Below are 25,913 nucleotides of genomic sequence, written 5' to 3' on the forward strand. Positions count from 1 at the left end.
CTGTAATTTAGATTATGTACGCCATCAAACTCGAACTCAAACTGAATAATAAGGAACGTACCTTGATGGCGCGACATTCTGGTTATGCTAGATTTTGCTACAACTACGCATTGAATCTTTACCAAGAAGTGAAAAGTCTCCCAGGTGGTAGCAGTAAAAAAGTGGCGGCAATCGAAAGAATTTTCACCAATCATGTCAAGAAAATGCCGGAATATCAATGGACTAACACCCTATCTTCTAGGGTTTATAAAATGACATTCCGGCATTTTAGTGAGGCTTTGTCTCGTTTCTTTAAAGGATTAGGAGAGTTCCCTAAATTCAAAAGGAAAAAAGATGGTGATTCGTTCACCGTAGATGCTGCTGATTGGAATCACTCGGTTTTATTGGCAGCTAACAAATCAATTAAAATTCCTACCCTGGGAAAATTTCGACTTAAAGAATCCATCCCATTCCCTTGCGTAGCGCAGACATTTACTATTTCTCGCACGGCGGATAAATGGTATGTATCCTTTGCTATTAAAGCCGAAAAAATCCCACCAATGTTTCATCCCGTTACTGAACCAGTGGGAATTGACTTAGGAGTATCAACATTCGCTACTATTTCTGATGGTAATTCTTACGAGTCTCCCCGTCCACTCACTCAAGCGAAAACCAAGCTGAGTAAGGCACAGTGGAGAAATCGAAAGAAACAATTAGGCAATAGGAAATTAGGCGTGAGAGCGTCTAAAAATGCTATTATACACTATCGTAGAATCGCTAAGATTCACGCGAAAACTGCCAATGTGCGCCGCGATTTCTTACAGAAAACTACGACCGAAATTAGTCAAAAATATGCTCACATTCGCATCGAAGATTTGAACGTGAGTGGGATGATTGCTAATCATAAGTTAGCGGCGGCTATTTCCGATTGTGGTTTCTATGAATTTCGCCGTCAGTTGACGTATAAAACCGAAATGTATGGCACGAAGGTTGAGCTAGTAGATAGATGGTTTCCTTCTTCTAAAACCTGCTCAAATTGTGGTCATGTTCAGTCAATGCCATTAAAGGAACGAGTGTTTAATTGCGGCGGCTGCAATTTGTTAATTAATCGAGATTTAAACGCGGCAATTAATTTATCTCGTTGTTCAGAAAAAGTAAGACTAGCTCAGTCTGAAGTTACGCCTGTGGACAAGAAGGAGTCGACTCCCTTGGTAGAAGCAGGAAGTGAACATCAAATCTGCCGTAGGTAGATTTGAGTAGGTTTCATGGAGCGGTAAGGACACACTATTGCTTTATCTCTACCGATTTGATGTGCAATCAAAGGGATTTGAGAGAATATCTCGCTCTGTCATACTTTGCTAATGCCTAGATAATTTTTGAGGGGTATAACCCCACATCCTCTAGCTAATATTTTGTGATAAATAATTGACGGTCAGAAAACACTTTCAGGGTGGCTAAGAATAGTTCATAGTAGAGGCGTGAATGCCAACAAGCTGAGTTTTAGGGTGCAAATTAAGATTGTAGATCGAGTGAGCGATCCGAGCATCAATTTCTAGATCTTTTCTGTTTAGTACAATAAGTGAACGAATAAAGTATCAGAGCATAATCTTTTATCTGAGTTAACAGGAATGGAATTAGATTTAGATAGATTTTATAGCGCGTGCAACCCCAGCTATACCCTGCAAGTGGCGAAAGCCGAGGATCGACAATATTACATCGATTTCTCCTCTGTACGCGGCGGCAAAATAATTGAGGAATTGGAGAGAACAATCGTCCGCCTCTCTCCCAACGAGGCAACTTGCCAACTATTTACTGGACACATAGGCTCTGGTAAATCCACTGAATTGCTGCGATTACACGCAGAATTAGAACAGCAGGGATTTCACGTAGTCTACTTTGAGTCTAGCAAAGACTTAGACATGGCGGATGTCGATATCACCGACATTTTATTGAGCGTTGCTCGTCAGGTCAGCGAAAGCCTTGAAAAGAGAAAAATTAAACTGCAAGCCACTGGTTTTAAAGCTTTACTCAGAGGCGTAGCAGACGTTTTTCAAACTCAGATAGATGTAAAAGCGGAAGCTAACTTACCCGGAGTTGGTCAAATGACTGCGGGTACTGATGGCGAATTTTCTCTAGCATTGGGAATTGGCAAAATTACTGCCAAAGCTAAAGATGCTCCCAATCTTCGCTCTGAGTTGAGGCAATATCTAGAACCGCGAACTAATGTAATTTTAGAAGCTCTTAATAAGGAGCTACTAGAACCGGCTGCCAAGCAACTCAAAGAGCAAGGAAAAAAAGGACTTGTTGTCATTATCGATAATCTCGATCGCATACATGGGTCTCCAAAACCGAGCGGACGACTTCAGCCCGAATATCTGTTTGTAGACCGGGGCGAACAGTTAAAAAGATTGAATTGTCACGTAGTTTATACAATTCCCTTGGGGTTAATTTTCTCTAATGATTTGTTGCAGTTAACAAATCGATTCGGAGTAGATCCAAAGGTATTGCCAATGGTGCCGGTGCAGTTACGGGATGGTAGCCTATGCGAAGAGGGTATCGAATTGCTACGGCAAATGGTACTAGCTCGTGCTTTTCCTACTGTGGAATCTCAGCAGCGTTCGGCTTTAATTCCCAAGGTTTTTGAGAGTCCTGAAACTCTAGATAGACTGTGCCGTGTTAGTGGGGGTCACGTTCGCAATTTGCTTCAGTTGCTCTACAGTTGTCTTCAGAGAGAAGAGCCGCCGATCTCGCGGAGGACTTTAGAAAATGTCATTATTCAGCGGCGGCATCAGTTAACTTTAGCAATTGAGGCTGATGAGTGGGAATTGCTGCGGCAAGTAGCGGCTATCAAAATCGTGACTGGTGAAACAAAATACCAAACTCTATTACGCAGTCTTTGGGTGTTTGAATACCGTTATGGGGAGGATTATTGGTTTGAGATTAACCCCATTTTGGCTGATGCGAAAGAATTTAAAGTTTAGGGTAATGGGTAATGGGTAATAGGTAATTGGTAATAGCTAATAGGTAATTGGTAATAGCTAATAGGTAATGGCTATTACCCATCTCCCCCCATCTCCCCCAGTCAAGAGTTCCCAATTTTTCCCTAGTCCCTAGCCCCTTCTAATTTTGGGCAGCAACGAAGTATTAACGATGCTACTGGATTTCATATCACTTAATTCTTTCATTTACCCTTGAATCGATTGCAGCGGACTATTGTCCGCTGCAAGTTCCCTAATTACTTTTGACAGCATTTAGTTAGAACAATATACTTACTATATTATGATGAACGAGATCCATAAGTCAATAGGTTTACAAAAGTTTTTATAAAAAATCTGGTTAAATTTAGACTCTAAAAACTTGTACAATGACCTGCAAGAAGTAATAGTTATTTTCCGGCACTTCTCCCGATGTATTTTTGCTGAAAAAAATGATTAAAGGTACAACTAAGCTACTAGGAGTAATAGGTCATCCTATTGAACACTCACTGTCCCCAGTGATGCACAATGCGGCTCTTTCCCATCTAGGGTTGGATATCGTTTACCTGGCTTTTCCTGTGAAACCAGAAGATTTAAACGTTGCCATTTCAGGATTTGCGGCGGTTGGCCTTTTGGGATTTAGCATCACGATTCCTCACAAACAAGGGATCTTACCTTTACTTTCTGAAGTTTCGCCAGTGGCGATCGCAGTTGGTGCAGTCAATACTGTCTACCGTACTGCAAATGGTTGGGGTGGTACAAATACTGATGTTCGAGGATTTCTCGCGCCACTGCGATCGCTATCCTTAAAAACTGGTACCAAACAGGATTGGAGTCAAAAAGTAGCCGTAATTTTAGGTAGCGGTGGCGCTGCGAGAGCGGTTGTGGCTGGGTGCGCTGAGTTAGGGTGTGCGGAGATTCATGTTGTTGGTCGTAGCGAACAGAAATTAACTGAATTTCAGCAAAGTTGGGTAAATTCGCCCCTGGCTGTAAATTTGCTGACTCATACTTGGGAAGAGCTGCCAATGCTAATCTCAAAAGCAGATTTACTGGTAAATGCGACACCAATCGGGATGTATCCGCGTGGAGATGAGTCACCTGTCGCTCTGAGTGCGATCGAGCGATTGTCAGAAGGTGCGATCGCCTACGACTTGATTTATACTCCCAATCCTACTCTGTTTCTCAAACAAGCACAGGAAAGAGGTGCGATCGCCATTGACGGCTTAGAAATGTTAGTACAACAGGGAGCCGCAGCGTTAGAAATCTGGTTACAGCAACCGATTCCAGTAGATGTAATGCGCCAGTCATTGCGGCATCATTTAGGTTTATAGGAATTGTTAACTGTTAACTGTTAACTGTTAACTGTTAATAGTTAATTGGTCATCTGATTGGTAATTGGTAAGATCGTACTTGGTGTAGGGTGTCATTGCGAACGCAGTGAAGCAATCTCAATCCCTTGGGATTGCTTCACTTTGTTCGCAATGACAAGACTGATGCTACCGATTGTTCTTAAGTAAATTTTTCTTCCTCTTCTTCCTTCTTCCTTCTTCCTTCTTCCTTCTTCTTAAACATTCAAGCTTGCTGATATAACCCATACCAATGCCGAACAGCCAACCAAACAACAGATAACAAAGCAGCCAAACTAAGAGTGATACCACTATAAGGAACTAACAAACCTAAAACGGGCAAAATCCCTCCGGCAATAGTCGCAATCACCGCCGCAAATCTGGCGTGATTAATCTTGCCCAATCCCCAAACCATTGCTAATAAAATCAGCGAAATTGCACTCCAAGCAAGTTTAGCATCCATAACCCGGCTCAGATATGTTAAAGAGAGGATACAAGCAAAGAAAATACCAGCCGATATCGCCACATCTCTTAAACTCATTGGCACAGACAAATAAAGCAATCCCAACCACCACAAAAATAGTGCAGGTGCTAATAACAACAATCGAGGTAAAATCCCAGTATTCCGAATCGGGCCAACAGAGGTAAAAACCCCAAAAGGATTGAGAACAGAAACATTGTCATCAAATTTCCAGGTAAACCGAGTTCCCCTACCCTCAACTTTACTTTCAGTAGGAACAATCCCGCTCGCAAAATCAGCATTAGGAAAATCTGCTAGAGCGCTCAAGCTAAAATTAGAAAGCAATTGCCCACTAGCATTGTAAACCCAGCGCGGCCCACCTTGAGCTTGATAAGTAACTTTAAATTTGGTTTCTTCCCCCGCAGCAAGTCGCAGGGGAAAACCATAATCACCCGGATTTACAGGTATTAAACGATTGCCATCTCTCTCAACTTTTAAATTTTGCAATAATTTGTAGCCATAAGGCGGCTGTACTTCAAAGAAAAAATCTTGAGTCTCTCCCAACTTATTGACAATTTGGTAGTCAGCATTAAAATTGGCCTGATAGATCGCTCTTGTCGTTGAGGGGTCAGTTGTTTGATTTAAGTTGACGTTAATTTGAGAACCAGCTAGAGTCATGAAGCGATTAACTTTTCGTGTGGCTTGCACTCTAACTATTTTACCCTCAACTTGGGTATCATAACTATAGGGTTCTTCGATGACGTAGCGGATTTGTGGAGCAGATTGTTCTAAGCGATCGCCAGCGACACTATCCGCAACCTTTGTTACTCTTGCTTGTTCCCAATGGTGATAACGATTGCTGAGAGTAGCAGAAAGAAAAAATCCGCCCACGAGTAGCAGCAAAATTAAGATCGAGTGTTGCAAACCCCGTAACAAAACTGAGTAACGGACAACCCACTCGCCGACGAAGTTTGTGAAATCGGGTTCTTTGCTACGGAGGGCAAAACTCATAAGTGCGATCGCAATCCCTAACGCACCGACGAGAAGGCCTAACTTAAATGATAATTTGAGAATTTGGTTGCCAAATTCTATCAATTCATTGGGATGAGTGAGATCCGGGAGATTGGGGATACCTTGGGCTATTAGCCACATAAAGATAAAGTTAAAAGACAACACGATATCTTACAGTTGTCTAGAGTAAAATTCCTGATAAATGTAACGCCGCTATCTTGACGGTATCTTGACCATAGGGACGGCGGCGTTATCATTCACTCTAGTTAATTGATGCAATGCTGTAACTGCCAAAAATTTTAAGAGTTTCAGTGTAGGTAGCCAACTCTTGCATAGCAGATTTGGCTTCGGCATCCTCAATATTACATTCTAAGTCCATAAAGAAAACATATTCACCAAGCGATCGCTTAGTAGGGCGAGATTCAATCCGACTCAAATTAATCCCTCGACTGGCAAAAACTTGCAAGGGTTTTAGCAGCGTTCCCGGCACATTCGCTGGTACGCTAAAAGCTAAGGATGTATGAGAACAATTAGATGAAGGGTGAATACCCGGTACTGATTTATCGCCCCTACTTAGTACCCAAAATCGGGTATAGTTATCAGGATGATCGTTAATCGGATGAGCTAAAACTGGTAAATTGTAAAGCTCAGCCGCTCGTACAGAGGAAATCACCGCAGCAGTGCGATCGTCAAGGCGAGCGAATGCTACTGTAGTTGAACTCGCAGAAATTAAATGCGCCAAGGGGATAAACTTTTCCAACCATTTCTGACATTGAGCTAACGCTTGCGGGTGAGAGTATACTGTTTTAATCTCGCTAAAACTTTCAGCACGGGATACAAGTGCGTGGGAAATAGGCATTACTAAAGCGTGTTGAATTCGGAGAATATCTAACCGCCACAAGGTATCTAGTGTTACTGTCACGCTACCTTCTATAGAGTTTTCCACTGGGACAACTGCTAACTGAGCCCCCCCTGTGGCCGATGCTTCTATTGCCTGCGAAATGGTTGAATAAGGACATAATAGGCATTCAGCTCCCGACTGACTCAACCACCTGATATAAGCTAGAGCAGCCGTTTCTGCATTAGTACCTGCGGGGCCGAGATGTGCGACGGATATAGTCATACAGTGCAATACAGCGTTACAACTCTTTACTTAAAATTCATCAATCAGAAATTATGATGATGAGATTGCTAATTACCCGAAAACCCTTTATCGCTTAGTTTGGCGAAATTAACACTGCTCAGTATCTAGTCTAAGTTATCTTAATGAGTGTTAAGCTTTATTAAGAGCGCCGGACAAAACCTCTACTTTTACATCCTCTCATGCACATACGATTTAATGCTTCTCAATCCGTTGAAATTCCCGTTCCCCAGCAGCAGGTTCCCATTCAGCATTACTTGCGTCAACCCAAGCGTCTGGTGAATGCTCTCGTAGATCGGAGTCGCCTGGAACAACTGAGCGAGGATTCTTTCCGGCTAAAGATGCGACCTTTGGACTTTATGATGGTAAGCATTCAACCCACTGTAGACTTAAAAGTGTGGGCCCAGCCAGACGGAGCAATTAATTTAAAATCTATAGGCTGTCAAATTCGGGGAGTAGAATACATTAACCAGCGTTTTGCACTGAATCTAAAAGGGCAACTTTCTCCCTATCAAAACAAGGGAGCAACATATCTGATCGGAAAAGCAGATTTAGAGGTACAGGTAGAATTACCGCCGCCTTTTTGGTTAACACCACAACCGATTTTAGAAGCAACGGGGAACGGCTTGCTTAAAAGTGTATTGTTGACAGTTAAACAACGCTTAATGCACCAGTTATTATTAGACTATCAATATTGGGCTGGAAATAAACCAGAGGTTTTAGTGGGCGATCGGACGCAAATATTGTCTGTAGAAGGTCAAACCGGATGGTAGGATCTAGCTCTGGTTTTAGTTGAGAAATAAAAATTAAATAATTTACTTAAAAGTATGTTGTTGGGCTGGAGTATTCTAGATCAATAACATACAAAACGTATATGATTTAATTTTTATTCCTTGGGTGTATTTATAGACAAAGGCAGCTATGCTAAAGATATAAAAGAATCTTTAGCAATGGTTTCAGTAGTCGATAGCCTCATAACCGCCAAGGGGATTGCTATATCTGGGGTTAAGTCTTACAAAAACTATGCGATCGGACGTAATATGACACAGTTACTGATGCCCTATAAAAAAAACGCTATCAAAAAAAAATCTGCAAAATTCCGCTGGTTCGACAGTACGATGGCGCTGATCGCCTTAGTAGATTTCAGCTTAGTATTATTTGACTTTAGTTATATCTCTTGGCGGGATTTCTACTTCCGCCAATTTCCCGCGATTACTCAAATTTACGATCCCTATAAAGGAATTGAACCTAATAGAGAAACCCAGAAATATTTAAACACTGTTAATGCCTTAGAAGCTCAAATCTTGCAAACAGGAACTAACTCTTCTGAAGTAAGCAGCTTATTAGAGCAACTTCGTAGCGAAAGCGTAGAAATGGTTAATCAAAATCCTTTTGCAGTAGCCAACAAGAGTGGAACTCTGGAAAAGATCAAAAATCGAATGCGGAATCGGATTCCTAATCCAGAAGACTCTTCCAAAGAAGCATTCAGAAGATTTTGGAGCAGTGAGTATTTAAATACAAGGGGTTGGCCACAGGAAATCCAATGGTTCAAAAGAGAAATAACACCTTTAATTGCAACCAATTATTATCGTGGTATTGGGGAAAATGGCGAAGTTATTGAACAGTTTTGGAAGATAGACCGCTGGTTTATCCTAATATTTGGTTTAGAGTTTATAGGAAGAACATTTTTCCTCAGTCGCCGCTATCCCGGTTTGACATGGCGAGAAGCAATGCTTTGGCGGTGGTACGATATTTTGCTGTTACTTCCTTTCTGGCGGCTGCTGCGCGTTATTCCAGTTATAATGCGCTTGAATCAAGCAAAGTTGCCCGATCTTGAACCTTTACAAACTGCAATCACCCGGCTTTTTGTTGGTAGTTTTGCACAGGAACTTACGGAAGTTGTGGTGATTCAAATTATCAATCAGATGCAAGGAGCGATTCGTTCTGGGGAGTTGGCGCAACAGTTATTTGAATCCCAGAAACAGCGTTATAAGGATATTAATGATATTAATGAAATAGAGACGATTGCTACTCGCTTAGTGCAAGTAACTGTTTACAAAGTTCTTCCTCAACTTCAGCCAGATTTAGAAGCACTGCTGCGGCATAGTATAGAAAGTACGCTTAAACAATCCCCGGTTTATCAAGGATTGCAGCAAGTACCAGGATTAGGAAATTTACCAGAAAAGCTAGCGGAACAGTTAGTTGGGGAGCTATCTAAATTAGCAGCATTTGGGCCTCAAAATGCCTACGAAGCGTTTAAAGCGGCCGCAGACGATCCTGTAGGTACTCAACTTTCTAATCAGCTAGTGCAGCATTTTGGTAAGGCTTTGGGAAGCGAATTACAACAACAGCAAACTTTGCAGGAAATTCAATTGCTGTTGTCAGATTTCTTAGAGGAAGTGAAGATTAATTATGTTAAGCAGTTAAGTGAGGAAGATTTTCAGAAAATATTGGCGGAAACTAAGCAATTGCACCAAGCTAATCAAAGGTAGTTGAGTGTCAGATATAGGTGCGATCGGTCTTTATTGGATCGTAGAAAGGGAAGTTGACAAAGTTGACAAAACAATGTTAAGTTTGTGGTTAAGTTTTTAGTTGAAAGTAATTATGACTATCAAAGAACAATTCGTTAAGCAAATTGATATGCCCCATTTTGGTCAAACGCCCGAAGAACAATTGCAAAAAAACCAAGGGGCTATGGTTTTGCTAAAACGCTGGTTAGAAGAAAAGATTACACATGAAGAAGCTAAGGCTAGACAGGAATTTTTAGAGACGTTCAAAAAAATTGTTGACGAGGCTAGACCCTCTGGACATAAACTCTATTACCCTGAATCAGAATGATTGTTTTTTTAGATACAGGAATTTTAGGATTAGTTTCCTCTCCTAATGATAAAGTCGAAGTTCAGGAGTGTCAGGAATGGTTTTATGGTTTATTAGCTAGAAGTTGGCGAGAAATTAGGTCTTAAAAAGAGGCGATCGCTTACGATAGTAGATAGCGATCGCCCTTAGTTTACGCAAAAGAGCGATCGCTCACCTTTCTCTGATTATGGTACACATTAAAATCGGGTGAAATCTCACCAGCTAGCGATCGCGACAAACCAAGCATTAACCCAAAAACGGAGAGGGTGGGATTTGAACCCACGGAACCTTTCAGTTCACTTGATTTCAAGTCAAGCGCATTCGACCACTCTGCCACCTCTCCAGGCGCATCCACTTTATCATATCAGAACACCTCACCATTAACAAACAACCTGCACCATCGGATCGATCCGCCGATATAAAATCTGTTCCAAGGCCACAGCGAAATCATCCCCAACCCAAACCAGAGAAACCTCCGACACTATCCCCCCTTCCAGCAACACCACCGAAAAATTCCGCAGTCGCCTCCTTCCCTCTTCCACAATTCGGGGTACTCTCGCCGCATTCAAATACACCGTCTCCTCAGCGCTTACCTCTACCGACTTCCGCAAAACCTTCTTTGTGTGGCGCAGGTTGTGGTGCATATGACCAAATGTCACCAGCGGAATCTGCTTCCCAGCAGCGCGAGTTTGCGCGATCGCATCTCCAAAATCTGGATCGCCAAAATCCCCCCCCAACGGCTTCCAATCTCTCCCACAGGGATCTTCCGGCGCATCCCCCAAACCAGTTGGCCCAGTGTGGCCCAAAAAAATCAGGCTTTCACAATCCGCCTCAGCCGCAGCCGCAGCAATCCGCCGCGTAGACTCTGCAAAATTCTCCACCCCAAACCACTCACTGTAAAAATCTGGATACTTCCAATCGGGCCCTCCCCAAGTAAAAGGCCGACCCCCTACCACCGTCACACCCAACTCTGGAAAGTCTCGCTTTCCATACCCAACATGAGCTTCTCCCATTAAATCTAACTGCTGCTGCACCCGATTTTCCTGCTGGCGATCGTAAGGGCACTGACTTCTACCCCACTCCGTCGCCGTGTACCAAGCATCGTGATTGCCAAAAACCGCCGCCTTGGGAATATCCAAAGATGCGATCGCCTGTACTACCTCCACCGACTCATTCCCAAAATCTCCCACAAACAACACCAAATCAACACCTAGATGCTTCAGAGCAAGCCCATCCTCAGCTTCCCACCGATCGTGAACGTCCCCCACTACCACAATTTTGATAACCTTAGCTTCATTCATCTGATTCACCATATTGCGATCGCTCTCTAGCCCCTTATTAATCCCCTTATTAATCCAGCATAGGAAACCCAGAGCAATTTTTGTACTCCCCCGGTAAGGAAGAGAATTAAAAATTAGAAATTAAAAATTGAAAAATATCAATTTTAATTTTTTTAGCCTCACAGCCATTTTTGGTGAATTCAACTATAATTCAAATACACTTTATTCAGCCCCAACTCACCCCTAAAGGTTACTACTGTGTTTACCATCGCCGCAACTCAGCCAAATACTCTCATTCCCAGACTACCTCACGACTTGTTTGCAGCCATTAAAACCCTCAAACAAGAACTAAACGCCGTCATCCTCGCTCATTATTACCAAGATCCCGACATTCAAGACATAGCAGACTACATCGGCGACTCCCTCGAACTGGCCCGCAAAGCGGCTAATACTAACGCCGATGTCATCGTCTTTGCCGGCGTTCACTTCATGGCAGAAACAGCCAAAATTCTTAACCCGAATAAACTCGTATTACTCCCTGATTTAAATGCAGGTTGTTCCCTAGCTGATAGTTGCCCTCCCGATGCTTTTGCAGCCTTTAAAGCCGAACATCCCGACCATTTAGTAATTTCTTATATCAATTGCACTGCCGCAATTAAGGCAATGAGCGACATTATTTGTACAAGTTCTAATTCTGTCAAAATTGTCAACCAAATTCCCAAAAATCAACCGATTATTTTTGGCCCAGATCGCAATCTCGGTCGCTACGTTGCCAAACAAACTGGTAGAGATATGGTACTCTGGCAAGGGGCGTGCATGGTTCACGAAATCTTCTCAGAAAAGAAGATAGTACAGCTCAAAATCGAACATCCCGAAGCCGAAGTAATTGCTCATCCAGAATGCGAACCGCCAGTTTTACGCCATGCTAATTATATTGGTTCGACAACGGCATTGCTCAAGTATTCTCAATCGAGTCTCAGTGAAACTTTCATTGTTGCGACTGAACCGGGAATTATTCACCAAATGCAGAAAGAATCTCCCGAAAAACAATTCATTCCTGCTCCTCCGACTAATAATTGTGCTTGCAATGAATGTCCGCACATGAGATTAAATACTTTAGAAAAATTGTATCTGGCTATGAAAAATCGCACTCCTGAGATTACCTTAGCTGGTGATATCCAAGCAGCAGCTTTACGACCAATTCAGCGGATGTTAGAAATGAGTATGTAAAATCTCTGGACTTTTAATCAATAATGAAAGAAAAGTTGATCGTTTTTACCCGCTATCCCGAAGCGGGAAAGACTAAAACTCGGCTGATTCCAGTGCTAGGAAAAGAAGGTGCGGCAAAACTTCATCAACAACTGACTGAAGGCACTATTTCCCAAGCTAAGCAACTCAAAAATACTCGCCAACTTTTTGTAGAAGTTAACTTCACAGGAGGTAGCGAGGAACTCATGGAAGCATGGCTGGGAAATGATATTTTTTACCAAAATCAGGTGACAGGTGATTTGGGTATAAAAATGGCGGCTGCGTTTGAGATGTCTTTTAATTCTGGTGTTGAGAAAGTTGTGCTTATTGGTACTGATTGTCCAGGTTTGAACTCTCAATTAATTGCCCTAGCTTTTGAGGAACTTGAAGGTCAAGACTTGGTGCTGGGCCCAGCTTTAGATGGAGGTTATTATCTGATTGGTTTGCGGAGGTTTGTACCGGAAATTTTCATGGGTATTAACTGGGGAACGGCTGAGGTTTTGGGTCAAAGTGTCGCGATCGCACAGAATCTCAATTTAGCCATTGCTTATCTTTCCCCACTCGCTGATATTGACCGGCCGGAGGATCTTTCTATTTTACCCCCCAGCATTAATCTATGACAAAATCGCATATCAGTGGCAATTTTATAGTTCTATTTTTAGTCAACGGCAATCTTACGGATACATTAGGTAAATATAGTGATAGATAGGATTAACGCAAACCAGAACAGGTAAAAGCTGCCCAGTAATGAGGATGTAAAAAGGGTTGAGCGTCGATAGAATTTCTGACTTCCTCAATTTGAAGTGTTACTCCGGCGTACTTGCGGTATTCACCATCCCATTTTAAATAGTCTGCTGAACTAGGCGGGTATTGATTGCGCTGTTTTCTAGCAGCTTGGCGCTTCGCTTGTACCTCTAAGGATAATGGTTTGATATCTTCTTGGGTGAGCGATCGCAATTTTTTCTGTGCTTGTTGCAAAGCTTCTGGGCGGCTTCTACCTTGTTGTCGTTCCTGATAGTAGAAAATAGAAAACAGGGCTGTAGCCAAGTCATTCACTGACCACAGCGTACTGATAACACTTCTCGCACCCGCACACAAAAAGCCTGTCGATAGGGTCAGAATTTCATCAGCCAAAGATTCAGGAACTCCCAAATTTGTCTCGCAACAGGAGAGAAATACATCCCAGAGGTTCGGAAGTCGCCAACCTGGAGTCAGCAGTTCTCCCAGTGTCAATGTCTCATCTGCCAGTATCAGTTTTGATTCTAGTGGTTTATCAAGACGAGATTGGGCATGGTGGCAGGAGTGAAGTAACTGAACTTGTAAAGCTAACTGACGGTAGTTGCTTTTTGTAGCTTGGCTGCGACCTTTCAAACGCTGACTTTCAGGGATATTGAATAGATTAGCAATTTGCTCTGCTTCAAAACTGGCGCAGGCTAAGTCTTCTGTGGCATCTTCAACGATACCGTAGTTGAGAGAATCTCCACTTGGGTGTCGGTTTTCGCGTTCTTGGCAGAATTCTAAAACTTGGCAACTGGGGGCATAGCGAATCAGAAATTTGTCACCCAAATAGGAGTGTTCAGTGTCTTGAATCGGTAAAGCTGCAAGAGGAATTTGGTGCAACAGCAAGTGAGGTACTAAAATCAGTTCTTCGATGCCTTGGAGATATTGGTCAATCAGGTTATTGATTTGTAAACGTTGAGCTAGTTCAGCCAAGAAATCATTAAGCTGAGACTGCCAAGTGCCTTTATCGTTAAGATATGGCTGCAACCAGTTTTGCTCAATCCAGTTTTGCAATATTTCTATTCCTTCTCCCATACAGGTATGGAGAGAGGGAGTTGACTGATTTTGTCGTAGGACAAAGATATAAGTGTTGTCGGTAGTTGTGTAGAAACTCAGGATAGCAGTGGTTGGTCGATCGATAAGTTTCTGCATCTTGGCGAATTCAAGGGGGCTAACTTGAATTTCGCCAGCGAGTACGGGGTCTAACCCTCTGATTTGTTCAAAGACTTGATCTTTTTGGGTTTCTAGGATAGCGATCGCTTCATTGTAAGCTTGAAAAGCAGCGCGATTCTTGGTAAGGCTTCCCGATTCCATTAATTCTCGGTTGCTCTCAGAACCATTACGGAATCGTTCAGAGTCAATTTGCTTTTGTAAAGCTTCATATTGCTGCAATAATTCTTGCACTTCCGAAGGGATTTCGCCGCCAGAGTAGAGGTCATTACTTGCCATCAAATCTACGATACGTTTGGAACGAGAGCGTTCGACAGTTTCAATCGCTTTATCCATTTGAGCAGCATTGATGCAGGCTTGCACCATTTTTTCATAGATATCAATTGCTTCTGCTACTATTTCTTGACGACGGGAATCAGAAGTTGTCCAACTACGACTAATTTCTAGTGCTTCGATCGCAGCAGAATAGCCTTCAATTGCTTGTTCCCAGAACCCAAAAATAAATGCTGTAATGCCCAGATTACATCCGTCTCTGAAGCATTCTACAGGAAAAGCGGTTGGAGTATCTATTTCTAAAGCTAGGCGGTAAGATTTAATAGCCTTATTAATCTGACCCTTAGTAGTGTAAACTGTAGCTAGATTGTTTTGAGTCTCAGCCCAATCTTTAGGGAATGCTTCACGAGTATAAACTTGCAAGGTTGATTGATAAGCAGCTATTGCCTGTTCTAAATGTTCTAATTTATCGCCACTAACTCTGTCGCAGTAAGCATTACCTAAATTATTTTGCAGCATAGCCCAATCTACAGGAAATTCTTCATAGGTGTAGATTTGCAAGGCTGATTGATAACCAGTAATTGCGACTTCTAGGTTCTCAGCGCGGTTGCCTTCAGTCCACTCATTGTAAACAAGAGACAGATTATTTTGAGTCATCGCCCAATCTTCAGGGTATGCCTCAACAGTGAAAACTTGCAAAGCAGATTCGTAAGATACAATTGCCAACTTTAAGTTTTTGTTACGGCTGCCGCTAATCCGGTTGGAATAGGCATTACCCAAATTATTATGAGCTAATGCCCAATATCGAGGAAACGTATCTTTAGTTAGGACTTGTAAAGCATTTTGACAAGCTATGATTGCTTGCTCCATGTTATTTGCTCGGTCGCCGTAAATTCGCTTTCTATAGGTAGCTCCCAAATTAATTTGAGTTGCGGCCCATTCTTCTGGAAACGTCTCGCATACTTCAACATCCAGAGCATTTTTGAAGCAAGCAATTGCCCTCTCTAAATTTTGTGCTCGTTCACTACTAATATGGTCGAGGTAAACAGTGCCTAAATTCCTTTCGGTTACAGCCCATTCTTGTGGGAAAGCTTCACGGGTAAGAACAGTCGAAGCTATCTCATAGCCTGCCTTTGCTATTTTTAATTTAAGTGTCTTGTTGCCTAGAGGAAAATCTTTAATTAAGTTACTGATATTGACAATATATACTGCCACATCTCGTGCCATTTCTGAGGGTACAAAGGACAACTTTTTCTTTTCCCATTTTTGCAATAAAAAAGCAAAGTTATCATCTAATTTATCCAAGTTTGCTTTTAAAAAAGAGTTAACTGCTCCTGGGTTGCTTTTGCTATCGATTACGATTTGTAATAATTTATCTAAAAATTTTTGGTAATTTTTGCCGTGTTTTTTATTGAAATCGCCAAATCCTTTTCCCATATAAATTATACCCTCAAAAAACGATCGGAAAATTAAAAATAATTTGTATACTACTTTGTCCCCAGATTAAAAATTTGATTGATGAAACTCTTCTAATTTCTCTAACAAGCTTTCTGTCAAATCCAGTAACTCAATTGCATCATTATTGTCACTTAAATCGCGATTATTGGCAGTAGTTACACCACCAGCCAAAAAATTTCGTGCAGTACCAATCCTGACATCTCCATCGGTAATGCTCAAGCATTGTTCTAAATGTGCCACAATCTGAGGTAATCCCTCAGTTTCTAGTCGCTGTTGCACTTTAACAGCTAAAGGACTATGACTTTCTCGCACCCACACGGCGGCCGGATAATCGCTTGCCAAAAATCTTTTCACAGCCTGAATAACATCTAAATACCACCACCAACGTTGAGGAGAAATAAGTTGAGCTTTTCGTTTCTCTGTTAAATTGACAAAGCGCGATAATTCTTGATAAAAATCATAGGCTTTCTCAACTAATTGGCTATCTGCTTTTGCCAGTAATGTTTTTTCTTCATCACTGAGTCGAGATTCAATTTCTGTCAGGCGATCGCGAATTTCCAGCATTTCTAAATGCTCCGCACCACTAACATCAGGAAACTCGACACTCACGCAATAACTTTTTAAGAGAGAATTCATATTTCTAACTCCTTAACTGAACCTAAATAAACAAACTCTGATTTAGCTAAATGGCCTTCGGGGTTACGGGGAGGAAAGGCAGTTTCTAAAACTCCATCCAAGCCAATCATTACTAACCAAATTATATTCTCCACATTAGCTACCAGGGTCGGATAAATTGTTTCTCCATACACATAGATATAAACATTAGTATTAGAATTGTTAGCAACAAAAGTGATAATGGTATTATATTGCTCAAGGGTAGTATCATCGGGCAAATGACCTCGGCTAATCCTTTTGCTCAGATGACGAGTTGCTTTTCCAGGTTTCCAAATGATTTGCTCTCTAACTCTCGCAATCGCTTGAAAAACAGCTATTCGTTTAACTTCATCAAGAATCAATTTACCTTTACCTTTCCTACTATCTTCATTATATCTATAGTAATATTTTTGTAAATAATGTCAAAATCGAGGCGCTACCGTAATTGTAGCGATAATACAAGGTTATAATCTAGCCGCATCAAGGTTTTCAGCCTTTGTTATCCACTAAATTTGTATCAACCACTACTCTTGACTCCAAGCATCTGGGAGAGCCATGCCAGATTCACCACCTGTAAAAATTTCTATCATCATCCCAGTATTAAATGAAGCCAAAGCGATCGCGCAAACCATCAAATCTGCTCAAAATGCAGTTGACATAGAAATCATCGTCGTAGACGGCGGGAGCACAGACAGCAGTATTGAGGCAGCCTCCGGTGTTAAAATTATCTCCGCCCCAGTAGGCCGCGCCATTCAAATGAATGCCGGTGCAGCCACCGCTAACGGCGACATCCTACTATTTCTCCACGCCGATACTCTTTTACCTGTTGGGTTCGATACTTGGGTAAGACAAATCCTAGCCCAACCTGGAATCATTGCCGGGGCCTTCCAATTGAAAATAGATGGCAAAACTCCGGGTCTGCGACTGGTTGAAAAAATGGTAAATCTGCGATCGCGCTACTTCCAAATGCCCTACGGCGACCAAGCTATTTTTCTTAAAACCACTACCTTTCAACAACTCGGCGGCTTTCCCAACCAGCCAATAATGGAAGACTTTGAACTGATCCGACGATTACAGCACCAAGGAAAAATTGCGCTCTCTCCCCTCCATGTTCTCACCTCCGCCCGTCGCTGGCAAAAACTCGGCATTCTCAAAACCACCCTCATTAACCAGATCGTCATAATTGCCTATTTCTTGGGAGTGTCGCCAGACCGCCTCGCATCCTGGTATCGTCAAAACCATAAAAATGCTGTGGCTGACAACCAAAAGTGAACTTTTCTAAAGCTGGCAGCCAATTCTGCAATTACGCAACCCCTCCCTGCTTAAAATATGACCTTAAGTTGCGATCGCAATTTTGAATAAGTGAGGAAAAAAAAGTATGGCCGATCCCAGAGACGCAGAGCTCATTAAACCCTTTAACGGCGATCCATTCGTGGGTCATCTAGCCACCCCCATCAGTGCTTCTGATTTCACCAAAACTTTCATCGGCAACCTACCCGCCTACCGCAAAAATCTCTCCCCCATCGTTCGGGGTCTAGAGATTGGTTTGGCACACGGTTACTTCCTCGTGGGCCCGGAGATCGTCTTCGGCCCTTTGCGGGATTATCCAGAAGCAGCTAATTTGGGCGGATTAATTACAGCCCTCGTCCTAGTGCTGCTAGGCACTGCCGGTATGTCTGCCTACGGCTTAGTCTCTTTCAAAGAGGACAGTGGCTACCCAAGCGCTAATCCTCAAACTCCTGAAGCCTTAAAAAATGCTGAAGGCTGGAGCCAACTAACCGCTGGGTTTTTCATCGGTGGTGCAGCCGGCGCTTTCGTAGCCTACTTCCTTCTGGAAAATTTCAAGGGCGTAGATGCCATCTTCCGGGGCTTGGTTAACTAAACCCTTTGCCTCACAATGGTGGGGTTGGGGCAGGAATTATTACTCTCCAATCCCGACTTTTGTTAAGAATTTTGAGCAGTGAGAGCTTTTACTGACTTCTAAGTAATATCCCTGTTCCCAGACTGTAATACTTTAGATTTGGAGAATTAAACATGACAGGTTCCTACGCAGCTTCTTTCTTACCTTGGATCTTGATTCCAGCAATCACTTGGCTTTTTCCATTGGTAGCTATGGGTCTACTTTTTATCTACATAGAAAGCGAGGCATAATCCTCGTAAGCATCTTAGAGTTAAAATCCGCTCAGCTTTAACTCATCTTTTGAAAAAAATCCTCTGTTACAAGCGGGGGATTTTTTTCTGGAAAGCTAAGGTAGAGGAAGTTTTCGAGTTGAGAGGGCGCGATACCAGCAGACTTTTCCCCTTCTGATAACAAATCCGGCTTTACTACCCCCTTTATTGTCATTGCGAGCGAAGCGAAGCAATCGCCTAGCCTCTGCGATTGCTTCGCTTCGCTCGCAATGACGGATTATTACTAATAAAGGGGATGACTAACCCGGATTTGGTACGAGTCGATCGCCGCTAATCTTGCCCTTAGCTAAAGAAAATATCCTCTCTTGTGCGATCGCGCCAGCTCCGAGTCGCCGCCCACCAACAAAACGGGAAATAATTGCGTAATCGAACTTTACTGCCGTGAAGTTGCCTACTAAGCTTCCTCCCTTAGCTGGGAATGACTTAGAAATCGGCTGTAGAGGACAGATAAGCAACTATTAAGTCACAATTGTTACCATAAACTCAATTCTTGAGGAAATAACGATGAAATTCCCCCCTATGCGTAGAATCCTAGCTCCCTTTCTAATCGCGATGATGCTGTTTGTGACGGCGTGCGGGGATAAAGCCCCCACCCGCTGGGACAAAGCTCAGCAAGAAAGTACCCAAAAACCTAAAACAACGCAGACAAAAGCCCAACAACCTACTCAAACAACTAATGCCCAGAAACTTCCCAACAAACCCGTAGCTGGAGGCAAATTAAATCGCTTCTTCCCCCCTAACGGCGGTGGCTACACTCGCACTTTCGCTCAGGAAAAAGCAGGTTTTGCTGAAGCGAAGTTGAAACAAGGTGGCAAAGATGTGGCAATGCTGTCTATTAATGACATCGCTGGCAATCCCAGTGCGGCAACCAAATTTGAGAAGAGTACCCAGAAAATAGGCGGCTATCCTGCTGTTAAACAAGGATCTACGACTACCGCTGTCCTAGTAGCCAACCGCTACCAGGTGAAAGTTCAGTCCAAAACTCCCTCTTTTAGTGCTAGCGATCGCGAAGATTGGCTCGAAAAATTCAATCTCAGCGGCCTTGCCAACCTCAAATAAGGCTGCCTACCTTGTAGAAGGGCGATCGCAGTCTCTACATTTGATATTGACACACTAATGAGATACAGGTTGGCAAAACCTCCAACCCTTTGAAACTGAGCCTTCTGAGGCTTACTCATCTACTATTCATTTCATAAGTAATTACAACCTGGATTTCTGGCAAGTGCCTAAAGGCTTTAAGGCTTGCGCCATTGCGCCTTGTTCGCCTATCTCTCAAGAATCTCATTTCCCTTTGGCAGAACTTGCGGCACAGCCTGAGTGGGGTGAGAGTGTTAAATCCGCTCAAAAATAAGGAGCCTGTCTGTTATGAGCAAAACCATCTTTGAATTAGTAGATCAACTTCCCAAAGACAACATGACCGTTAAAGCGCTGCGAGCGCTTGACTTTGTGGTTCCTGGTCAATGGGATAATTTAGTTGGCTTTGAAAACACAATCCGCACAGTCACAGGCGAAACTGACGAAGAACTAATCCAGCAAATAGGCGATCGCGCCATCTACCTTTATAACGACAAATCCCAGGGATACCAACGGGCTCTATGGCTCTACCAAACTATCGACAGTGCAGGTAGTGCGCTGGGTGCAGCAGCCTTAGCAAATAAAGTTTCCCAAAATGTTCCTTTCTTGGGATTGCTTGGCAACCTCACCCCCAAACCTGAAAAAGCCCAAACTATTGACCTATCCTTAAAATTAGTCACCGAACTTTTGGCTTTCTGCCAAATTAACGGCATCCCTGGCGATAGCATCGGCGATTTTGTCGGCTCTTTAGGTGACTACGGTGGCGAGTCTCTGATGCGAATGGCAGCTTTGGTTTGCTTTGATGGTTTAATTCCTCTAGGCCCCAACTTTATCATGGCCACTCAGTCCTGGATTGAAAGGCTCTCACCCAAGGATTTAGCAGAAAATCAAGCCTTTAAGCAAATGGGCGATATGATTCCAGGGGGTTCTCCCGCAGGCAAGCTAGGTTTTATTGGCGAAAGCTTCTCCTCGGTTTCTGGCTGGATGAGCAATTTTGTGAACGAACGCGGTTTGACTCCCCAAAACGTACTCGGTCATTTGCAGACTTTTGTAGAAATTTCTGATGACAAGGTAGACTATGTGGGTGCTTTCCTGGATATGACTACTAACTACTACGAACACACTGGTGTCCAAACTCTTGCTCGCCGCTTGATTGAACGCGCTGTAGCTGAGATTTAAAATAGCCCAAGCAGCTTTAAAATGTAGAGGTGCGATCGCTCGTACCTCTGCAAAAGAGAACCCAGAATTATTGTTGAAAACGGAATTCTTTGATAGGTAGCATCAATGGCAGAAGAAGTAAAAAATCCTAACGCTGGGGAAGCGGGGACTCCTGAAATTGCTCAAGAACACGCTCCGAGTTCTGACCAACCAGAGACAAGTGACATTCCCAGTACCGACAAGCCTCAGCCAGAGGCGAAAAATACAGAGGCGAAAAAGCCAGCCGCTAAACCTGCGGCTGATAAAGCCGCCGCAGCTAAGCCTCCGAAGAAGGAGAAGGCTCCTGCTTTGGAAGATAAGCCTTTTGCAGATTTTATTCAGCAAGACTATTTGCCAGCTTTACAGACCGCTTTGGACAAACAGGGAGTTAAGGATTTAGACCTGACTTTCGCTAAGCAAAAATTTGCGATCGCAGGTTTGAATGCAGCAGAAGAATGCTGGCAAATTATTGGCAAGTTCCAAGGAGGTCAGCGGCAATTCAATCTCTATTTCCCTAAAGAAGATATCCAAGCTCAAAGAGCTTTTTCTTGTGCGGAAAACGGCACTAAAACCAGTACCTTGGAACCTTTCTTAATTGACGAACGTAAGATTACGTTGGACTTGATGGTGTTCGGCGTTGTCCAGCGGCTCAACGCTCAAAAGTGGCTGAAACGAAATTAGCACCAGGGGAAGGAGAAGATAAAAGTTTTGAGTTTGAAGTTTTAAGTCTTGAGTAGAAGACAATTCAAAATTCTTTTTCCTTCCTTCTTCCCTCTTCCTTCTTCCTTCAACTACCAACTGCTGCCAGTTGTTCTTCGTCCCGCTGTAACAGCAAATTGTGTTCTTTAATAATGGCGTAGAGGTCAACGTCGGTTTCCAGCAAGCAGGCGTGTCCGCTCATTGGCAGCACGATCATCTCGGCATTTGGTATTCGTTTGACTAAAAGTTTCGCTTCTGCTAAAGATGGCAAAAGTCGGTCGGCTCCGCTAGCAATTACCAGCGTTGGTTGTTTAATACTACGTAACTGGTTTTCCCCTACATCGAACGATCGCACTAAAGCCAGTCGCCAAATAGTCGTTCTCTGAGGCACTGCCTGCATCGCTTCTAGCAAGGCTTGGCGCTCGCTCCTCCCAATCTTTCCTAAAGATGCTAAAACTGGCAGCAGCCCTAATATCGATAAAGGATAAATGTTTGCGGGCAACCACTGGGTCAGGTACGAGCCCCACTCCATCCAAGGCTGCTGTCTAAATGAAGACGCGGGATTAACTAAAATTAGCCGCTCAAAAAGGTGAGGAGCCTCTAATATGACTTTCATCGCCAAGCACCCCCCAAATGACTCACCACACAGGTAAACAGACCGATGATTTCCCGCTGCCTTTTCTGCTTCAATCAAGGCTATGGTCTCGCTCACAAGTACGTCCCAACTCGCCATGTCAGTAGGGGGGATGGCTAGACAACGGATGTCAAAGCCCTCTACTAATTTGGGAATTTGCGATCGCAGCAATTGACCGCTACCATCCATTCCGGGCAGAAATACAAACAATGGATACTCAACTCTAGGCAGTTTCGGCGTAAGGAGACGAATGTGGTTCTTCGCATCTAGCATGATTAAACTCAAATGAAGGAGCGGGGGAGATGGGAGCAGGGGAGCAGGGGAGATGGGGGGACAGGGGAGCGGGGGAGGCGAGGGGAGCGGGGGAGCGAGGGGGCAGGGGAGATGGGGGGCAGGGGAGCGGGGAAGATGGGTAATTAGCAATTAGCAATTAGCAATTAGCAATTAGCAATTAGCCATTAGCAATTAGCAATTAGCCATTAGCAATTAGCAATTAGCCATTAGCAATTAGCCATTTACAAACAACCTCTGCTTAGTAAGTGTGCTATTTCTCCTTGACAGTGTTCTGTTAGTTCAGTAACAACTTTTTTCGCCTGTTTTCCCTGGTATTGCTGCTGCACAGAAGGGGTGATCCAGTAAGGCCGACCGATTAAAACGTTAGTTCGCTGGTAAATTATCAGTGGATGCCAGCCTGATTGATTAAACAGGGGTTCTGAAGGATCGAACAGGCTCAAAAGCCTCAGCGGTACTGTTGAGCGGATAGACTGCTCTTGGTAAGAAGCGATCGCCACTGGCAAAACTGCCAAATCCTGCACCGGAGCCCGCAGTGCTAAGTGAGCAAATCCTCGCTGAAACTTGCCTAATTTATTTGGCGGGGTAAATTTCACCATCGGCTCTGCTCCCTCTGGAAACACCCCCACCATCTCCCCAGCTTGCAGCAGAGTTGTAGCTTGTTTAAAAAAATGCTGCTGGCGATGGGTTGGCTCCTCCAAAGGGAAAGCCCCAAATGTTGTCACCACCTCCCTCATCACCGGGACTTGACCCATGTAGTGATGGCAAGCAAAGCGAATCGGACGACCGATCGCGGCCGTCAGCAGCACTGGGTCAAGGAAACTACGGTGGTTGCTCACTACCAATACTGCACCAGATCGCGGAATGCGGTCTTCGTGGTACAGAAACCTCTGGGTTCCCAACGCAGCCAATAACCAGTGCGAAATTTGCAACGTGCTATCTAAAAACATGGGTAAAAGGCAGTTCTGGCGCTATAAGGATTTATCCGATCCCCATGCAGGTTAACATTACTTTACCAAATCTTGTCTCAGTCATAAAGTAGAAATCTGGGGGAATAAGAGGGGCTAGGGGCTAGGGGCTAGGGGAAGAGAGGAGGGGATGGGGAGGATGGGGGAGATGGGGAGGATGGGGGAGAAGGGAATAGAATTAAGGGTTTGAGGAAACTAGAATGTCCTAACTACCAAGAAGGTTGCTATATCGCTGTATTCCGCATTTATTTGCTGACTGACTCAAACAGCATTCAGGATCAAGAAATTGCTCAGCACTGAGGAAGACTAGAGGCAATATCCCTGGGTTGACTTCAAGAGTCTCGAAGACCCACTGAAGCGAGAATCTTAAAATTTGTTTTAGAATTAGCCAAAAAGATTGAACAAACATTAAAGTTGAAATTAGAGATAATTATCTTTTTGTAAAAACAGGGTTTGGGTATTTTTTCTGAATTTCAGCCAACCTGGTACAAAAAACAACTAGAGTATAATGGAAATAGTGAGTTATGATCCAAACGAGATTTAGGAAACTTCTTTAGCATTCAATGAAATCGACCGATATAACTAAAGACACCTTTGCTTTAACAACACCTCTTTACTATGTAAATGATTTACCTCACGTTGGCAGCGCTTATACAACGATGGCAGCGGATGCAGCAGCTAGGTTTGAGCGACTGCGGGGAAAATCTGTTTTGCTGATTACGGGAACAGACGAACATGGTCAGAAGATTCAGCGCACGGCTGAGAGTGTGGGGCGATCGCCTCAAGCTCACTGCGACCTAATTGCCGCTGGCTTCGAGTCTCTGTGGGAGCAGCTAAATATCCAATATAACCGCTTTAGCCGCACTACAGCGCCCCGCCATCAGTTCATAGTTAAAGAATTTTTCCAGCGTGTTTGGGAAGCAGGCGACATCTATTTGAGCCAGCAACAGGGATGGTATTGCGTCTCTTGCGAAGAGTTCAAAGAAGAACGCGACCTACTTCCTGGTAAAAGGTGTCCTATCCATACCAGCAAAGAAGTCGAGTGGCGCGACGAGGAAAATTACTTCTTCCGCCTTTCCCGCTATCAAGCTCAACTTCAAGAGCTTTACGAACAGCGACCAGACTTCATCCAACCCAAAAGCCGACGCAACGAAGTGCTGAAATTTGTCAGCACGGGATTGCAAGACTTTTCAATTTCTAGGATAAATCTTGACTGGGGTTTACCCGTTCCTGCCGACGATCGCCATACTATATATGTTTGGTTTGATGCGCTCTTGGGGTATATTACGGCTCTGCTCGATCCTGATAGCGAACCTACCTTAGAGAATGCTCTATCAAAATGGTGGCCGATCGATCTGCACCTAATTGGCAAAGATATTCTGCGCTTTCATGCAGTTTACTGGCCAGCAATGCTGATGTCCGCAAATTTACCAATGCCTGGTCGTATATTCGGACACGGATTTTTGACCAAAGATGGTAGAAAAATGGGGAAAACTGATGGTAACATCATCGATCCTGTGGCATTAGTCAATCAGTATGGTTCAGATGCAGTCCGCTATTACTTTCTAAAAGAAATTGAATTTGGAGAGGATGGTGATTTTAATGAAGCTCGGTTTATTGACACTTTGAATGCAGATTTGGCAAATGACTTGGGTAATTTGGTCAACCGTACCTTGAGCATGGCTCACAAATATTGCGGCGGCCTGATTCCGAATGTTAATGCTGAAGATATTGCACCAGATAATCCACTCAAGGAAATAGGTCTAACTTTGAGCGATCGCACAGCTCAAGCTTACGAAAATTTAGCCTTTAGTCAAGCTTGCGAAGCCATACTTGCTTTAGTGCAAGCTGGGAACAAGTTTATTGACTTTAGCGCACCTTGGAGCCTGTACAAACAAGGAAAACTAGAAGCAGTTGAAAAAGTTCTCTATCCTGTTTTGGAATCTGTTAGACTAGCAGCTTACCTTTTATCACCCATTATTCCCAATATCAGCAGTGCTATCTATCAGCAGCTAGGTTTTGCAATTGATTTTAACGACCAGGTTGCAATTAATAATTCAGCAACCTTTGCGACCCAAGCTATCTGGGGTGCTTTGCCAGCAAATCAAGCTTTAAGGCAACCTCAGCCAGTTTTTAAACGCATTGAAGTCTTACAATCAGTTTCTTCATAGTTGGGATCTATCATCGGTGTGAGTAACGTCATCATCATTACCATTACCAATCACTCTC

General features: G+C 43.4%; 26 protein-coding genes and 1 tRNA gene. 16 read left to right on the forward strand and 11 right to left on the reverse strand.

Features of this window, described 5'->3' with window-relative positions:
• Positions 1-14: 14 nt before the first annotated feature.
• The 3 genes from OSCIL6407_RS0103765 (at position 15) to OSCIL6407_RS0103775 (ending at position 4,285) form a co-directional block, all read left to right on the forward strand.
• Positions 15-1,229, forward strand: coding sequence for an RNA-guided endonuclease InsQ/TnpB family protein (locus OSCIL6407_RS0103765; protein WP_007356834.1), 1,215 nt, complete (start codon positions 15-17; stop codon positions 1,227-1,229).
• 378 nt (positions 1,230-1,607) lie between these two features.
• The gene (locus OSCIL6407_RS0103770; RefSeq protein WP_019486930.1) at positions 1,608-2,960 is read left to right on the forward strand and encodes a P-loop NTPase fold protein; all 1,353 of its coding nucleotides are present in this window, start codon (positions 1,608-1,610) and stop codon (positions 2,958-2,960) included.
• Between the two features lie 446 nt (positions 2,961-3,406).
• Positions 3,407-4,285 (forward strand): shikimate dehydrogenase, encoded by an 879-nt coding sequence (locus OSCIL6407_RS0103775; RefSeq protein WP_007356835.1) that lies wholly within the window; start codon positions 3,407-3,409, stop codon positions 4,283-4,285.
• 241 nt (positions 4,286-4,526) lie between these two features.
• Here the strand turns inward: OSCIL6407_RS0103775 and OSCIL6407_RS0103780 are convergent, their stop codons facing one another.
• Positions 4,527-5,912: a hypothetical protein gene (locus OSCIL6407_RS0103780; protein ID WP_007356836.1), complete on the reverse strand. Its 1,386-nt coding sequence runs from the start codon at positions 5,910-5,912 to the stop codon at positions 4,527-4,529.
• 121 nt (positions 5,913-6,033) lie between these two features.
• Positions 6,034-6,894 carry a prephenate dehydratase gene (gene pheA / locus OSCIL6407_RS0103785; RefSeq protein ID WP_007356837.1) on the reverse strand — a complete coding sequence of 287 codons (861 nt, stop codon included), beginning with the start codon at positions 6,892-6,894 and terminating at the stop codon, positions 6,034-6,036.
• A 200-nt stretch (positions 6,895-7,094) separates the two neighbouring features.
• On the opposite strand from pheA, the gene OSCIL6407_RS0103790 reads away from it, so the two are divergent.
• From OSCIL6407_RS0103790 to OSCIL6407_RS37635, 4 genes are all read left to right on the forward strand, one after another.
• Positions 7,095-7,685, forward strand: coding sequence for a DUF1997 domain-containing protein (locus OSCIL6407_RS0103790; RefSeq protein ID WP_007356838.1), 591 nt, complete (start codon positions 7,095-7,097; stop codon positions 7,683-7,685).
• 177 nt (positions 7,686-7,862) lie between these two features.
• Positions 7,863-9,404 carry a hypothetical protein gene (locus OSCIL6407_RS0103795; protein ID WP_019486931.1) on the forward strand — a complete coding sequence of 514 codons (1,542 nt, stop codon included), beginning with the start codon at positions 7,863-7,865 and terminating at the stop codon, positions 9,402-9,404.
• Between the two features lie 112 nt (positions 9,405-9,516).
• Positions 9,517-9,750, forward strand: coding sequence for a hypothetical protein (locus OSCIL6407_RS0103800; RefSeq protein ID WP_007356840.1), 234 nt, complete (start codon positions 9,517-9,519; stop codon positions 9,748-9,750).
• A complete protein-coding gene (locus tag OSCIL6407_RS37635) occupies positions 9,747-9,875 on the forward strand; it encodes a hypothetical protein (protein ID WP_007356841.1) in 129 nt (42 codons plus the stop codon). The genes OSCIL6407_RS0103800 and OSCIL6407_RS37635 overlap by 4 nt, the downstream gene beginning before the upstream one ends.
• Positions 9,876-9,919: 44 nt before the next feature.
• Here OSCIL6407_RS37635 and OSCIL6407_RS38520 read toward each other — a convergent pair whose 3' ends face one another.
• The 3 genes from OSCIL6407_RS38520 to OSCIL6407_RS0103815 all read right to left on the reverse strand — a co-directional run bounded on the left by OSCIL6407_RS38520 (position 9,920) and on the right by OSCIL6407_RS0103815 (position 11,069).
• Complete coding sequence (locus OSCIL6407_RS38520) at positions 9,920-10,051, reverse strand: hypothetical protein (protein WP_267880125.1); 132 nt, start codon at positions 10,049-10,051, stop codon at positions 9,920-9,922.
• Positions 10,027-10,111: transfer RNA gene (locus OSCIL6407_RS0103810), tRNA-Ser, on the reverse strand. The genes OSCIL6407_RS38520 and OSCIL6407_RS0103810 overlap by 25 nt, the downstream gene beginning before the upstream one ends.
• Before the next feature lie 37 nt (positions 10,112-10,148).
• The gene (locus tag OSCIL6407_RS0103815; RefSeq protein ID WP_019486932.1) at positions 10,149-11,069 is read right to left on the reverse strand and encodes a TIGR04168 family protein; all 921 of its coding nucleotides are present in this window, start codon (positions 11,067-11,069) and stop codon (positions 10,149-10,151) included.
• A 237-nt stretch (positions 11,070-11,306) separates the two neighbouring features.
• Between OSCIL6407_RS0103815 and nadA the strand changes: the two genes are divergently transcribed.
• Together nadA and OSCIL6407_RS0103825 are read left to right on the forward strand one after the other, a co-directional pair.
• Positions 11,307-12,278 carry a quinolinate synthase NadA gene (nadA, locus tag OSCIL6407_RS0103820; RefSeq protein WP_007356844.1) on the forward strand — a complete coding sequence of 324 codons (972 nt, stop codon included), beginning with the start codon at positions 11,307-11,309 and terminating at the stop codon, positions 12,276-12,278.
• 23 nt (positions 12,279-12,301) lie between these two features.
• Positions 12,302-12,916, forward strand: coding sequence for a TIGR04282 family arsenosugar biosynthesis glycosyltransferase (locus tag OSCIL6407_RS0103825; protein WP_007356845.1), 615 nt, complete (start codon positions 12,302-12,304; stop codon positions 12,914-12,916).
• A 91-nt stretch (positions 12,917-13,007) separates the two neighbouring features.
• Here the strand turns inward: OSCIL6407_RS0103825 and OSCIL6407_RS0103830 are convergent, their stop codons facing one another.
• From OSCIL6407_RS0103830 to OSCIL6407_RS0103840, 3 genes are all read right to left on the reverse strand, one after another.
• The gene (locus OSCIL6407_RS0103830; protein ID WP_007356846.1) at positions 13,008-15,956 is read right to left on the reverse strand and encodes a CHAT domain-containing protein; all 2,949 of its coding nucleotides are present in this window, start codon (positions 15,954-15,956) and stop codon (positions 13,008-13,010) included.
• 66 nt (positions 15,957-16,022) lie between these two features.
• Positions 16,023-16,613 carry a hypothetical protein gene (locus OSCIL6407_RS0103835; RefSeq protein WP_007356847.1) on the reverse strand — a complete coding sequence of 197 codons (591 nt, stop codon included), beginning with the start codon at positions 16,611-16,613 and terminating at the stop codon, positions 16,023-16,025.
• On the reverse strand, positions 16,610-16,993 hold the full coding sequence (locus OSCIL6407_RS0103840; RefSeq protein ID WP_007356848.1) for a hypothetical protein: 384 nt from the start codon (positions 16,991-16,993) through the stop codon (positions 16,610-16,612). Before OSCIL6407_RS0103840 ends, OSCIL6407_RS0103835 begins: the two co-directional genes overlap by 4 nt.
• Positions 16,994-17,186: 193 nt before the next feature.
• Here OSCIL6407_RS0103840 and OSCIL6407_RS0103845 point away from each other — a divergent pair, with 193 nt between their 5' ends.
• The 3 genes from OSCIL6407_RS0103845 (at position 17,187) to OSCIL6407_RS0103855 (ending at position 18,782) form a co-directional block, all read left to right on the forward strand.
• Positions 17,187-17,903, forward strand: coding sequence for a TIGR04283 family arsenosugar biosynthesis glycosyltransferase (locus tag OSCIL6407_RS0103845; protein WP_007356849.1), 717 nt, complete (start codon positions 17,187-17,189; stop codon positions 17,901-17,903).
• 106 nt (positions 17,904-18,009) lie between these two features.
• Positions 18,010-18,513, forward strand: a complete 504-nt coding sequence (locus OSCIL6407_RS0103850; RefSeq protein ID WP_007356850.1) for a photosystem I reaction center protein subunit XI — start codon at positions 18,010-18,012, stop codon at positions 18,511-18,513.
• A 152-nt stretch (positions 18,514-18,665) separates the two neighbouring features.
• Entirely contained in the window at positions 18,666-18,782 is a 117-nt protein-coding gene (locus OSCIL6407_RS0103855; protein WP_019486933.1) for a photosystem I reaction center subunit VIII, read from the forward strand.
• Between the two features lie 278 nt (positions 18,783-19,060).
• Here the strand turns inward: OSCIL6407_RS0103855 and OSCIL6407_RS33915 are convergent, their stop codons facing one another.
• Entirely contained in the window at positions 19,061-19,276 is a 216-nt protein-coding gene (locus tag OSCIL6407_RS33915) for a hypothetical protein (RefSeq protein ID WP_007356851.1), read from the reverse strand.
• Between the two features lie 49 nt (positions 19,277-19,325).
• On the opposite strand from OSCIL6407_RS33915, the gene OSCIL6407_RS0103865 reads away from it, so the two are divergent.
• From OSCIL6407_RS0103865 to OSCIL6407_RS0103875, 3 genes are all read left to right on the forward strand, one after another.
• On the forward strand, positions 19,326-19,880 hold the full coding sequence (locus OSCIL6407_RS0103865; protein ID WP_007356852.1) for a hypothetical protein: 555 nt from the start codon (positions 19,326-19,328) through the stop codon (positions 19,878-19,880).
• 306 nt (positions 19,881-20,186) lie between these two features.
• A complete protein-coding gene (locus OSCIL6407_RS0103870; RefSeq protein WP_007356854.1) occupies positions 20,187-21,074 on the forward strand; it encodes a hypothetical protein in 888 nt (295 codons plus the stop codon).
• 105 nt (positions 21,075-21,179) lie between these two features.
• A complete protein-coding gene (locus OSCIL6407_RS0103875; protein ID WP_007356855.1) occupies positions 21,180-21,773 on the forward strand; it encodes a DUF2996 domain-containing protein in 594 nt (197 codons plus the stop codon).
• A gap of 106 nt (positions 21,774-21,879) precedes the next feature.
• Here the strand turns inward: OSCIL6407_RS0103875 and OSCIL6407_RS0103880 are convergent, their stop codons facing one another.
• A complete protein-coding gene (locus OSCIL6407_RS0103880; protein WP_007356856.1) occupies positions 21,880-22,698 on the reverse strand; it encodes an alpha/beta fold hydrolase in 819 nt (272 codons plus the stop codon).
• Positions 22,699-22,940: 242 nt separating this feature from the next.
• Positions 22,941-23,666 carry a lysophospholipid acyltransferase family protein gene (locus OSCIL6407_RS0103890; RefSeq protein WP_007356857.1) on the reverse strand — a complete coding sequence of 242 codons (726 nt, stop codon included), beginning with the start codon at positions 23,664-23,666 and terminating at the stop codon, positions 22,941-22,943.
• Positions 23,667-24,247: 581 nt separating this feature from the next.
• Between OSCIL6407_RS0103890 and metG the strand changes: the two genes are divergently transcribed.
• Positions 24,248-25,855, forward strand: coding sequence for a methionine--tRNA ligase (metG, locus tag OSCIL6407_RS0103895; RefSeq protein WP_007356858.1), 1,608 nt, complete (start codon positions 24,248-24,250; stop codon positions 25,853-25,855).
• The last annotated feature ends 58 nt before the right edge of the window (positions 25,856-25,913 follow it).

The organism is Kamptonema formosum PCC 6407, from assembly GCF_000332155.1.
Classification (GTDB): domain Bacteria; phylum Cyanobacteriota; class Cyanobacteriia; order Cyanobacteriales; family Microcoleaceae; genus Kamptonema; species Kamptonema formosum.

Coding starts and splice junctions, on each gene's coding strand:
- OSCIL6407_RS0103780 (WP_007356836.1), bottom strand. CDS start 5,912: ATGTGGCTAATAGCCCAAGGTATCCCCAATCTCCCGGATCTCACTCAT.
- metG (WP_007356858.1), top strand. CDS start 24,248: ATGAAATCGACCGATATAACTAAAGACACCTTTGCTTTAACAACACCT.
- OSCIL6407_RS0103765 (WP_007356834.1), top strand. CDS start 15: ATGTACGCCATCAAACTCGAACTCAAACTGAATAATAAGGAACGTACC.
- OSCIL6407_RS37635 (WP_007356841.1), top strand. CDS start 9,747: ATGATTGTTTTTTTAGATACAGGAATTTTAGGATTAGTTTCCTCTCCT.
- OSCIL6407_RS0103855 (WP_019486933.1), top strand. CDS start 18,666: ATGACAGGTTCCTACGCAGCTTCTTTCTTACCTTGGATCTTGATTCCA.
- OSCIL6407_RS0103850 (WP_007356850.1), top strand. CDS start 18,010: ATGGCCGATCCCAGAGACGCAGAGCTCATTAAACCCTTTAACGGCGAT.
- OSCIL6407_RS0103835 (WP_007356847.1), bottom strand. CDS start 16,613: ATGAATTCTCTCTTAAAAAGTTATTGCGTGAGTGTCGAGTTTCCTGAT.
- OSCIL6407_RS0103815 (WP_019486932.1), bottom strand. CDS start 11,069: ATGAATGAAGCTAAGGTTATCAAAATTGTGGTAGTGGGGGACGTTCAC.
- pheA (WP_007356837.1), bottom strand. CDS start 6,894: ATGACTATATCCGTCGCACATCTCGGCCCCGCAGGTACTAATGCAGAA.
- OSCIL6407_RS0103870 (WP_007356854.1), top strand. CDS start 20,187: ATGAGCAAAACCATCTTTGAATTAGTAGATCAACTTCCCAAAGACAAC.
- OSCIL6407_RS0103880 (WP_007356856.1), bottom strand. CDS start 22,698: ATGCTAGATGCGAAGAACCACATTCGTCTCCTTACGCCGAAACTGCCT.
- OSCIL6407_RS0103890 (WP_007356857.1), bottom strand. CDS start 23,666: ATGTTTTTAGATAGCACGTTGCAAATTTCGCACTGGTTATTGGCTGCG.
- OSCIL6407_RS0103790 (WP_007356838.1), top strand. CDS start 7,095: ATGCACATACGATTTAATGCTTCTCAATCCGTTGAAATTCCCGTTCCC.
- OSCIL6407_RS0103865 (WP_007356852.1), top strand. CDS start 19,326: ATGAAATTCCCCCCTATGCGTAGAATCCTAGCTCCCTTTCTAATCGCG.
- OSCIL6407_RS0103800 (WP_007356840.1), top strand. CDS start 9,517: ATGACTATCAAAGAACAATTCGTTAAGCAAATTGATATGCCCCATTTT.
- OSCIL6407_RS0103845 (WP_007356849.1), top strand. CDS start 17,187: ATGCCAGATTCACCACCTGTAAAAATTTCTATCATCATCCCAGTATTA.
- OSCIL6407_RS0103875 (WP_007356855.1), top strand. CDS start 21,180: ATGGCAGAAGAAGTAAAAAATCCTAACGCTGGGGAAGCGGGGACTCCT.
- OSCIL6407_RS0103775 (WP_007356835.1), top strand. CDS start 3,407: ATGATTAAAGGTACAACTAAGCTACTAGGAGTAATAGGTCATCCTATT.
- OSCIL6407_RS0103795 (WP_019486931.1), top strand. CDS start 7,863: ATGGTTTCAGTAGTCGATAGCCTCATAACCGCCAAGGGGATTGCTATA.
- OSCIL6407_RS0103830 (WP_007356846.1), bottom strand. CDS start 15,956: ATGGGAAAAGGATTTGGCGATTTCAATAAAAAACACGGCAAAAATTAC.
- OSCIL6407_RS0103825 (WP_007356845.1), top strand. CDS start 12,302: ATGAAAGAAAAGTTGATCGTTTTTACCCGCTATCCCGAAGCGGGAAAG.
- OSCIL6407_RS0103770 (WP_019486930.1), top strand. CDS start 1,608: ATGGAATTAGATTTAGATAGATTTTATAGCGCGTGCAACCCCAGCTAT.